7 protein-coding genes are annotated in these 11,874 nt (G+C 35.8%); all 7 read right to left on the reverse strand.

Features of this window, described 5'->3' with window-relative positions; all coding sequences use genetic code 11:
• Window positions 1-97 precede the first annotated feature (97 nt).
• On the reverse strand, window positions 98-1,303 hold the full coding sequence (locus P5P89_RS06535; RefSeq protein ID WP_278011235.1) for a RagB/SusD family nutrient uptake outer membrane protein: 1,206 nt from the start codon (window positions 1,301-1,303) through the stop codon (window positions 98-100).
• 98 nt (window positions 1,304-1,401) lie between these two features.
• Window positions 1,402-1,929, reverse strand: a complete 528-nt coding sequence (locus P5P89_RS06540; RefSeq protein ID WP_278011236.1) for a RagB/SusD family nutrient uptake outer membrane protein — start codon at window positions 1,927-1,929, stop codon at window positions 1,402-1,404.
• A gap of 173 nt (window positions 1,930-2,102) precedes the next feature.
• Entirely contained in the window at window positions 2,103-5,474 is a 3,372-nt protein-coding gene (locus tag P5P89_RS06545; protein WP_278011237.1) for a SusC/RagA family TonB-linked outer membrane protein, read from the reverse strand.
• Between the two features lie 701 nt (window positions 5,475-6,175).
• Window positions 6,176-7,168 (reverse strand): pectinesterase family protein, encoded by a 993-nt coding sequence (locus P5P89_RS06550; RefSeq protein ID WP_278011238.1) that lies wholly within the window; start codon window positions 7,166-7,168, stop codon window positions 6,176-6,178.
• Between the two features lie 108 nt (window positions 7,169-7,276).
• Complete coding sequence (locus tag P5P89_RS06555; protein ID WP_278011239.1) at window positions 7,277-7,681, reverse strand: glycoside hydrolase family 127 protein; 405 nt, start codon at window positions 7,679-7,681, stop codon at window positions 7,277-7,279.
• Between the two features lie 23 nt (window positions 7,682-7,704).
• The gene (locus tag P5P89_RS06560; protein ID WP_278011240.1) at window positions 7,705-9,297 is read right to left on the reverse strand and encodes a glycoside hydrolase family 127 protein; all 1,593 of its coding nucleotides are present in this window, start codon (window positions 9,295-9,297) and stop codon (window positions 7,705-7,707) included.
• A gap of 88 nt (window positions 9,298-9,385) precedes the next feature.
• Window positions 9,386-11,833, reverse strand: a complete 2,448-nt coding sequence (locus P5P89_RS06565) for a pectate lyase family protein (RefSeq protein WP_278011241.1) — start codon at window positions 11,831-11,833, stop codon at window positions 9,386-9,388.
• Window positions 11,834-11,874: the final 41 nt, after the last annotated feature.

Consider the following 11,874-nt stretch of genomic DNA (forward strand, 5'->3'; position numbering starts at 1 on the left):
TGAAGGAATACAGGTGAAAAGTTTAAATTTAATGTTAACGTTTTATTAAGATATTATGAAAAATGCCTGATGTCTTCAGGCATTTTTAGTTTATAAATTATTCTTGGTAGATGAAGGTTCCTCCCGAAGCTGAAGCACCATTCCATCCAAGGGTTTGTATAATCCATGGATTTAAAGCTAAAACATCTTGCTTAAGCCCCATTATATAATAATTTGGTTTAAAATCGATTTTAGCTGGTTTTGCACTAACAACATCCAATGCCTCCGCATCTGGCAACTTTTCAATAACAAAATTATTTGTATAGAATGCTTCTAAAGCTGCTATTTGAGTCTGAAAATCTGATGCATCAGGATTTACAGAGATTCCAGCACGTGCACTTGCTAAAGGATCAGCACTAGAAGCGGTTTTTATTTTATATTGTAAAAAATTTCCAGTACGTTGTGTTCCGTTTATAGTCGGAATACCAAGTTTTACGTTTGTATTATCCTGATTTATTGAACTATCATCGCTGTATAACATCCAACGCTGCACATCCCAATAACGTTTTCCTTCATAAGCCAACTCTACACGTCGTTCGTATAGACAAGCCTCAATCGCGGCATATTTATCTGTTAAAGTTCCAATTCCATAATTATTTGCTGACGGAATACCCACTCTGTTTCTAATTTTCCCTAAATAAGCCAAGGTATTTGGTATATCCCCTTTTGCGGCATAACACTCTGCGATATTTAACAATAACTCCGCATAACGGTATTCAAAAATATCAGTTCCCGAATATTGAAACGAAGAAGCACTATTAGCAGTAGGATTTGACATTTTTCGAACAAAAGCAGGGCTTTTTTCATTATTATTAGCATCGCTAAAATAAGCTTTATTACTATTATCTACCCAGCGGTAAGCCCAGACTGTTGGTTGAACAGTAGTTGTTGAACTAGATGTTGTATAAGGCCAGTAACTTCCGGAAAAAGCAAAAGTTCTGTAAAAACGAGGATCACGATTTTTAAAGAATAAAAACTCATTATAATTATTAGCAGCCGTAGGTCTTGAGCCATTTGCCATTGGAAACAAATCAATCATTTCTTTTGGTGCTTCCATACCTCCTTTACCACCCTGGCTAATGAAACGCAGACTTGCTTCCCATCCACTATTTACAGCAGCTCCAGTATTTGCACTAGATAATAACTGCACCACAATAGCTTCTTTGCAAAATGCATTATCAATTAAAAACATTTCCTGCCATTGTTTTGCCGTATTACCATATAAACCAAAACCATCAGCAGTTAATTGAGCTTCAGCAGCCAATCCTGCTGCTAAAGCTGCGTCCCAACGCTCCGTAGAGCTATCCCAGTTTTTATTAAACAGAGGGCTGGCATATGTTAATAAAACTCTTGATTTTTGAGCTAAAGCAGCCCCCTTGTAAATCTACCATAATTTCCTGCATCCCATTTATCTGGTAACAAAGTAGATGCCATATCTAAGTCAGCAACTATTTGAGTAACAACTTCAGATACCTTAGCGCGTGGCAATTTAATAGTCGGGTCATCAATATCTAAGTCTTGTGTATTTGTTACTATAGGCACACCACCATATACCCTCATCAAATCAAAATACTGAATTGCACGCAAATAATAAACCTGCCCTTTAAATTTTTTTCTAAAAGTCTCATCTAAATTTGCTCCAATAACATCAATTTTTTCTAAGAAAGCATTACACTCGCGTATTCTGGAATAAGGATTATTGTTCATTTTATCCTCAATTCTTGTACCGTAATATGCATCTCCATCAGATGCATTTACGTAAGACAATGTGGGGTTAATCAAATTTTGCATCCCGCCAACTTCTTCAGTTAATCTTGTACGGGTATCATTATATAATCCTACAACAGATTTTAATGGAGAATTATATCCCTGGAAATAATCATAATACATGTTATTTACATACCATTCAACTTTATCTGCACTTTCGTAAAAAGAATCCTCGTCTTTTCCGTATTGTTTTTTTCTTCTAAGAAATTATCACTACATGAAACACTCACTACAACAAGCGTTGCTAATGCAATAAGTAAGTTTATTTTATTTTTCATAATTAACACTAATTAAAATTAGAATGCAATATTAAAGTTAACTGCCCAGGTTCTTAAAGTTGGATAAGAAGTAAGTGAATCATCATACATATTACGATAATGATTAGGATAAGGATTATACAAATCCCATAAATTCTGTCCTGTCACTCCAATAGTAAGACTTGAGATATTCAAACTTTTCAACACGTCTTGAGGCAAGCCATAACCTATCGTTAGATTTCTGACAGTACAACGGAAAGTATCCAACATCCAAAAATCTGACGGAGAACCAACTCCTCCTGCTATACCATTTTCCGGTTTATCAAAAAAAGCCATGTTTGGATATTTACCATCAACATTATCATCTGAATACATATCATTCCAGAAAGTTTCATGAGCCCACATATTGTGAGTTGAAGCAGTTAATTGTTTAACACGATCCATCATACGAATACCTCCCCAGGAAGTTGCTATCTGAGTACGAGCATAAAAACCTTTATATTTAACTCCTAAATTCGTTGTAAACCCATAAGTTCTGCTTGAGTTAACTAATTTAGCATAATCATTACTCTCCTCAATTCTTCCGTCTGGTCCAGCCTGAGTACCATCAGTTGAATTAAACTGACCTCCGATATCTTGGTATGCTAACTGCCCCTTTTGTAAACCTGCTATTGTTGAAACTCCCATAAAATTTGGTGTCGTTCCTGCTGCAGTAGCACGTTCTGTTAAATAATTCCAATAGTTCTGTATATCTTGGTCTGTTCTCAAAATACCATCTCCTGTTGAAGTTTGTTTCCATGTTTTGAAACCCCATGAAGGGAAAAATAGTGATCTTCCTTCCATAGTCTGGTTAGCAGAAGGATGCAATAAAGCCTGTTCAGGATATCTCTTAACTTCATTATCAGAATAACCAAAATTCACACCCACACTATATTCTAAATTCTTTTTGATTTTATCATTCCAGTTCAAACCAACTTCTGCACCCCATGCATCAACAGCCGCATAATTCTGTTCAGCAAAACCACCGCCTATAGTAATAGGAATTCCAACTGCTCCTGCTGTTTGCGTTAGCATATCTGTAGTTCTGTCAAAATAGAAATCATATGTCATTTGTAATCTATTATTTAAGACATTTACATCAAACCCTAAATTGTGTTTAATAGTAGTGTCCCAGCCTACATTACGATTCGGTTCAACCAAAGGTGTAATAGCATTACCCAAATTACCCCCATTAGAACCAAACTGCCAGCCTTTATCTGTAGGAATATCATATAATTTTAGCCATCTCCAATATTGTACGTTATCTTTTCCTGTTTTACCAATAGAATAACGAATTTTAAAGAAATCAATACCCGGAATTGCCTCTGCAAACCAATCTTCTTTTGATGCCACCCATCCTAATTGGGCAGAAGGGAAAAATCCCCAATAATTTTCTGGCGCAAATTTTGTAGATGCATCGCTTCTAAAAAGTAATGTCACCAAATATTTTGATTTAAACGCATAATTGACGCGTCCTAAATAAGACATTGTACCACTTTCTCCTCTATTAGAAAAAGAATGCGCGGGAATCAAAGTTCCTGCAGTCTGATGCGTCCCTGCATAATAAGAAGGAGTATTTTCAAAATACAAACGAGTTGCTTTATTCTCACTCTCAGAACGTTCCATAGAAAACATTGCCCCTATTTCATGATTATCAAAAGTTCTGTCATAATTGACAAAGAAGTTTGACTGTACACTACTGCTCATAGTATTATCATAAAGAACTCTGGCATTTCTAATATTCGTCTCAATAGTATAATCTGAATTAGTAGCTCCACTTGCAAGGTGGTTATCCACTGAATTATAATTTTTAATTCTTGCTAAAGTATAAGGTAATTGGACTTGCTCTGAATTATTAGAGTACTGAACTCTGGCGTAAGATCCTTTAACAGATAAACCTTTTACAAAAGGTACTTTATAATTTAAAGACAAGTTTACATTGTATGAAAAGTCCTTGTTTATAGATTTTGATCCGTTCGCTAAAGTCGCAAAGTAATTCCATCCTGCAATATTATTATTAGCATTCGCACTACCAAGGTTACGATCGGTACGAGGAAAAGGAGACATAAAATAAGTCTCATCATTAACTGTTGTTTCCCAAGGAATATATTGCGGCATATGCAATAATATTGAATAATCAGCTTGTTCTCCACCGGCAGAAGAACCAAAACTACTGTCATTAAAAGTAACTGATTTAGTATATGATTTTTGAATACTTCCAGTATTAGCTGCAACAGTCGCTGCAAAATCTAAAGAGCTTGATATTTTAGCTGTTACTCCTGTACGAAAAGTCCATTTACTGTAATCCTGATCCCCTAGGTTTGCTCCCTGATCCAAATAAGTGGCTCCGGCAAAATAGGTTGCTTTTTCTGTACCTCCACTTACATTAAAAGCATGTTTTACCTGAGTAGCAGGCTTCCAGGCTTTATCCAGCCAGTTATAATCCAAACCTTTCATCTCTTCCAATTCAGCATCCGAAAAAAGATTTGCACCACCAGCACCAGCTGAATTTTTTGCTTTCAAGAAACGATTATTAAAAACCCCAAATTCATAAGCATTCATAACTTTACCGTGACTAACGGCATCGTTAACGGCAAATTGTTGCTGATATGAAAATTTAGTCGCCCCAACTTTACCTCTTTTAGTTTTAACTACTACAGCCCCCTGAGAAGCTCGGGAACCATAAATAGCTGCTGAAGCGTCTTTTAACACTGTTATACTTTCAATCTCTGTAGGATCCAATCGGTTAAATGTTTCCAACGTTGGCATTCCTGTAGCAGGATCAACCTGTACCATATCATCTATTACAATTAACGGTGTTGTATAACCCCCATCTTTAGAAAAACTAAAAGTTTGACGAATCTCTAAAGAAGCTGCTTGTCCTGGTCTTGTTGATCCACCATTAACAGTTAATCCAGGTACCAAGCCTCTCAATGCTTCTGATAAGTTTGTTACTGGTAAATCCTGAACGCTTTCAGGTTTAATTGTAGCAATAGCGCCTGTAATATTATTTTTCTTCTGTGTACCATAAGCTACAACAACGATATCATCTAATACATTAGAATCTTCCTGCATTTTAGCATCAAGATTGGTACGTCCATTTAAAGGAATTTCCATTTTCTTCATTCCAATAAACGAAAAAACTAATGTGGCACCGGGCTTTACACTAATTTGATACTTACCACTAAAATCTGTACTTACAGAGTTTTTGGTAGATTTTTCAGTTACGTTTACTCCTGGTATCAGTAATCCTGTAGGATCCGTAACAGTACCAGTGATCTTAATTTGGCTGCTCGCAGTTTGGGCATAAGTGATAATGCTCATCAATGCAAACAAAATAAAACTACATCTTTTGATAAGTGTTTGTTTCATAAATTTTTGATTTAGTTAGATTAATAGTTAGGTTAGTTTTTAGTTTTAATAATTAATTTTAACGTTAATAGATACTACAATTTTATGGGCTATTAAATAACTGCAGAAAGTTAAACGTTAAAATTACATTTATACTTGGTTTCAAAAATATAAGGATTGAAAATCACAACTGTCCTGTAGCATCCTGCTAAAAAATTATCATCAAAAAAATTTAAGTAAAAAAAGTGTATCCTTAAAAAAATGTAAGAGTAAATAGTGTTACATCAAAAAAAACCATGAAAATTTAAACATAACAAAACGGAGGCAATATAAGTAAGAAAAAATACCTGAAAACGAAGCTATTTTAAAAAAAACAATGAGATTAAAAATAATTATCTATATTTTTTTTATTGAAACACTTTAAGAAATCGATTTCTTTTAATTAAAATTCTTACAAAAAATACAATTCATCACAAATAAAAAAAATTAAAAAAAATAAAAAAAATAATTTAAGAGTAGTAAATTCTTATTAATACAGTGACGATCTTCTGGATTTTAAGTGTTTAATATAAATCGATTTTTTAAATAAATCGATTATTCTGTGTCGAAATTGGAGATTGACGTTATGCTGAAGTACTTTTTAATCCTCCACAATAATCGAATTGCCTCATATAGAAACTGGCTTGTTGTAATTGTATAAGTCTCAATCCTATACAATAATTTTATAATTTAGGATTCCAGTTACCCAATACTTTATTCAAACTATATTTTTTTAGATCTGCTTTTTTCAATTGATGCGACCATGCTGCTCTTTTAGAAAGGTCTTTAGCTCCTTCACCTTTGCTTCCTAATTCAGCATAATAAACCGTTTTTTCCTTGTCTGGAAAGTTCTTATCTCCTTTCCATGGATTCCATCCTTCAGGAACTATGTGCGAACCTAATTCTGTATTGATAAATACCGTTTTCGCAAAAGGCCTCCACGGACGCCCCAGAAAAACCTTATCAACCGTATTGTCTTTTGCAGTAAGTTTACAATCCACAAATACAAATCCGTATGTATCTTCCTTAGTTGTGGAGGCTGCGGTAACATACGAATTGCTTAAACTTTCGATAGTGCAATTATAAAAATATGCAGTTGCAGCACCAAAAATAAAATCGGTTGTACCTTTGATATAACAGTTTTCTAAATAATTACGGGTTCCGCCTTTTGCTAAATACAAAGTATCCTGATTTCCTAAAATGGAGCAGTTTTTTACATAAATCCTGTCACCTTCAGTATGCAAGGCCACTGCCTGACCTACTTTACCAGCTGTATTTTCTATAGTGAGATTTTCTACTGAACAATCATTTCCCTGAACTAACAAAGTATAAGACGTATAAGTACTAAATTTTGGATCTCCCGTAACGTCAATTCCTCTGAATGGTTTTCCGGAATAATCATTGTATGAAATTATCGTTTTTTCTTTATCCGAACCTTTTAAAATAATATTTCTTTTAAAAGCCGGAATCACTACTTTTTCATTATAAATTCCAGACTTGATAATGATAAGAACTCTTTTTTCGGCATGATCTCTTACCTTATTGATGGCTTCCTGAATGGTTTTAAAATCTCCGGAGCCATCCTGAGCGACAGTTAATTCAAACCGGTTATCGGTTGTTTGTGCTGATGATGTTAAGGCTATTAATGCTAAAAATAAGGTAACGATATATTTCATAGTTGATGGATTTTTAAATTACATAAGTCATATAAGATACTAAGTTTAGAAATCATTTTTCTCTTGCTTAAAAACCTTATATGACTTACATGGTAAATTCAAATTATTTTAATGTGAAAGCCAGACAGACATTTCGCCCTTACCATGATTTCCCCACGCAAAATACGGAATTAATTTCACAGTAAACTCTTTGCTATCTTTTGCCGAAAGCGGTTTGTAAAGCTTTTTATCCCATGAAGTATCATTATTTATTGATGAACTGGCAGTTATACTCAACAATTGTCTATCGCAAATTTTGATAAAATCTGTCGTGAATTTAGAATTGACATCCAAAACTACTTCGTTGATACTTGCATTCTCAGGAAGCTGATCCGATTCTAGGCAATAAACAATCGGACCTCTTTTTACAGCCACCTGATTTTTCACTTCTTCTACTAATGGATTCGCCTGCATCAATTCAACCGGCATCGGAATATTCAATTCGATCACATCGCCTTTTTTCCATTTTTGCACTATTTTTTGGTAGGATCCTGAAGTTATAGCCTCGTTGATTTTTTTCCATTTAATGAAATAGTTGTCCCCTGACTCCAGCCCGGTATTCTCAATAAAAAAGCATAAACATCTTTTGGAGCTTTTACGATTTTCAACGTAACTTTTCCATCCCAGGGATAATTGGTCTGTTGTTCGATTTCAATTTTTTCTCCTGCAAGTGTCGTTGAACTCAGGTTATTGCTTCCGTATAAATTCACATATAAACCTTCTTTCGAAAAGTTGTAAGCGTAATTACTCACCTCAGCAATCGTTCTGGTCACGTTCGGGGCACAACAATTGGATAACGCAATATAGCCTTCGCGTTCTTTGCTCCATCTTTGTTTGAAAGGCAAATCTTTAGAAACATTCAGCGGATTATTATAAAAGAATTCCTTTCCTTCCAGACTGATTCCTGATAATACACTATTATATAATGCCAATTCTACAATATCCGCATATTTGGCATCCCCTGTAATCTGAAGCATTCTCCAGTTCCATAACACGTTTCCAATATTAGCACAGGTTTCAGTATGAGCGGTAGCATTTGGCAGTTGGAAAGGTCTTCCGTATGCCTGATGAATTTTCTGAACATCTGTTGGATTGTACGAAGTCCCGTCTGGCGAAACACCGTCATACAAAGAACCGCAAGCTCCTGTGATGTACATTTTTCGATATGTTACATCATCCCAAATTGATTCTAAATTATCAAGTAATTTTTTCTCTCCGGTTTCAGCATATAAATCGGCTACTCCGGCATACAAATAATTCGCTCTTACCGCATGACCCATTGCTGTTGTCTGCTGTCTGAACGGAATCCTGTCCTGATTATCATCGGTTCCATCTTCGGTAGTTCCTCTGATATCGATTAGATTATTGGCTAATTCGAGATATTTCGGATTTTTCGTGGTGCGGTACATCTCGACAATTCCCATATAATGCGAAGGGCAAATGGCATTTCGCGCTAATTCTGGCGACGCTTTTTTGTAGAAATCATATAAAAAATCAGCAACGCCTTTTGCAATATTCAGAAAATTAGTTTTTCCGGTAGCACGATAATGAATACAGGCTGCCGTCATCAAATGCCCCATATTGTATTTTTCGAAACCTAATTGTTTTTTAACTTCTTCAGGTCCCAAAGTTCCCCAGCGCTCGTCAATCAAAACCGGAGTGTGCAAGTAACCATCTTTGCGCTGTACCTTTTCGAAAAGTGCAATCGCTTTATCCATTTCTGCATCCAGCTTTTTATCTTTTGTAACGGCATAAGTCGCAGCCATTCCTTCAAAAATTTTATAAAAATCACCATCATGAAAAGAAGGTCCTTTGAAAGTTCCTTTGCTTATTCCGGCAGCAATTTCGAAGTTTTTGTATGCGTGGGAAACCTCATCGTTGTGATACAAGTCCCACATGTAGGGAAGCGTATTTTTGGTTTCTACATCAAATTGTTCTTTCCAAAAACCATTGGTCCATTTTACATCCTGTAAACCTACACTCTGCAATTTAGAATAAGGACTTTCTGAATTGGCAACCAGACCTTTGTTTTGGGCTATAAAAGCAGTTGAAAAAAGGATTGCTGATAATACGATGATTTGCTTTTTCATTTTTTATATTTAAAAAAATTTCAACCGCGAATTCGCAAATTATAAGTGTTGAGTTTGCTCAAATAATTTGCGAATTTGCGGTAAATTATTATTTCACAAAGAAATTAATTGTTCTGCTCATTGTATCCCCATCAGCATCTTTAACTGTTAACACAAAAGATGCGAATCCTGATTCAATAGGCTTAAACTGAACTTCTTTTCCTTTTAAGATTACTCGTCCATTAGTAAGATCCGAAAACGTAAATACAGGACTTGCTTCGTATCCTTTAAAATAATCTGCAGCATTTAAAACGGTTTGCTCTCCAGATTTCACAAAGAAATGCGGCTGCGCCATCCAGTCTAAATAATTATCCAATTGTGTAAATCCGTCTTCGTCTAAATCCGCATTAGCATCTGAAAAATCTCCTGCTTTTGAATTTTCATTTAAACCAAATGCTTTTTCCCACCAGTCCGGCAAACCATCATGATCTGTATCCCAGTCTGCCCGACGGGTTTCTGCTGGAAAGTTTGGCCATCCTCCTGCATCTTCTTCATTATCAATCATTCCGCCTAAACCGCTTTTACTTCCTTTATAGGTAAAAGTCCCTTTTAAAGTCTCCTCTACAATGCGGTTATCATGCTTATCAAAAAACGGCTGATTGGAACCAACATCCGAAAGTACATTTTTATAAGCCCCATTTGCTGACTGCGTATTTACATAAGAATCGAAGAAAGGCTTGTCTACAAATGTTTCATAGTCTACTTTATCGTTATTGGTAATGGTTCTTTTTCTGCCTTTTTCCTGAGATTTCTCATCAAAATAACCCGGCATTACATTTCCGTCAAAGAAATAACGCTGCATTCCTTTTCCAACACCTTCGTGCTGTGCATTTAGTGCAACGAAAATCCCTGTAGAAGCGCCCGGCTTATAGAAATTATTCACAAAATTAACTTCATTTGCACCTCCGTCAGTCGTTCTTTTACCCCAGTTATAAACGACATTGTTTCTAATATCGAGCCTTCCTGTATAAAATCCGTCACCGCTTAAACCGCCGCCAATGCTCCAGTTACGGCCGTAATTATGAGCCAGTAAATTGTGGTGAAAACTTCCGATATCACCACCTATCGTCGCTGCATAGCCGTGCATTTTTCCGGCTTCGTATTTATCGTGTCCTGCCACATTCAAAGCTTCAGAAATTAAAGTTCTCTGTAATGTAATGTGATGTGCACCACGGGAACTGAACGATTCATCAATCGTCCAGCTGATAGAACAGTGATCGATTATACTGTAATCTGCACCTGTTAATCCCATTCCGTCAAAAGTAGTTCCGCCTCCGATTCTTACTTTTAAAAATCGAATTACACCATCATTTCCAGTTAAACCAATAGGTGCACGGCTAATCGTAATTCCCTCGCCAGGGGCTGTTTGTCCTGCAATAGTAATGTAAGGCTGATTGACTACTAATCTTGATTTCAACTGAATGTTACCGGAAACGTTAAACACAATAGTTCTTGGTCCGATTTGCTGGTTAATGGCGTCACGTAAACTTCCCGGTCCGTCATCGTTAAGGTTGGTTATTTCAATAACTTTTCCGCCACGGCCTCCAACGGCAAAACGCCCGTAACCTTCTGCTCCCGGAAAAGCCAGCTGAGCTGGTTTAAATGACCAGACATTTCCTAAAGTAACATTTCCTTTAGCATCAACTTCATCAACACGCCAGTAATAAGTCGAACCACTGTATAAATCAGCAACCCAAAATGTTCTCTCAGCCAATTTACCTTTAAATTCTTTTGAAGCTTCAGTAGCATTTGCAACAGCATTTTTATCTTCACCAAAAAACAATTTATGTGCTACCGCATTTTTTGAAGCATCCCATTCCAGCAAAAACTTTTTGTCAGTTGTCACAACATGCTCATTTGCATTTTCCGGTTTTGGAGAACGAGCCTGGTTCATCAAGTTTGGCGTATCAATTTCAAAACCATTAATTACAATCTGTTTCACAATATCAGGATTGGTTACAGGATCAATTTCAAAACGAATTACTACATCTTTTCCTTTTTCAGCATTGAAAGTTATATAAGCCATTGTAGCATCAATTTTTGCATTGGCTCTCTGACTTGCATTTACAGTTTCCTGAAGTTTCCCGTTTACAAAGATTTTTATTGGTGAAAAAGTTTTTCCTGCGATAACATCAAAAGCATTATGAAAGGTTAAAAGGGTGTGTTTTCCTGGGTTTAACCCACTGATTTTCATTTCCAGATTTTCTGCTGTAACTAGTCCGTCAGCTCCCAATCTATTGTAAAATGGAGCATTAATCCCCACTTTATACCATTTCGAACTGAAGTTGCCTTTCAGTTTAAATGTCACACCGTTAAAAGTTTTTTGGTCTTCTTTCATTTCATTAACCACCCACGAATCATAGCCCGGAGCATGAACTTCTTCAAGTCTTCTCTGAAAAAAGTCAAAATCGACTTTTATCATTTGTTTATTTTGTGCCTGCCCGCTGGCAGTTAAAAGCAATACTAAAGCAGCAGTGCTAAAAAATTTCTTTATCATTTTAATTAGTAATAGTTAGTTTAATTTTTTCTTTTCTTCTA

This window comes from Flavobacterium gyeonganense (assembly GCF_029625295.1).
Classification (GTDB): domain Bacteria; phylum Bacteroidota; class Bacteroidia; order Flavobacteriales; family Flavobacteriaceae; genus Flavobacterium; species Flavobacterium gyeonganense.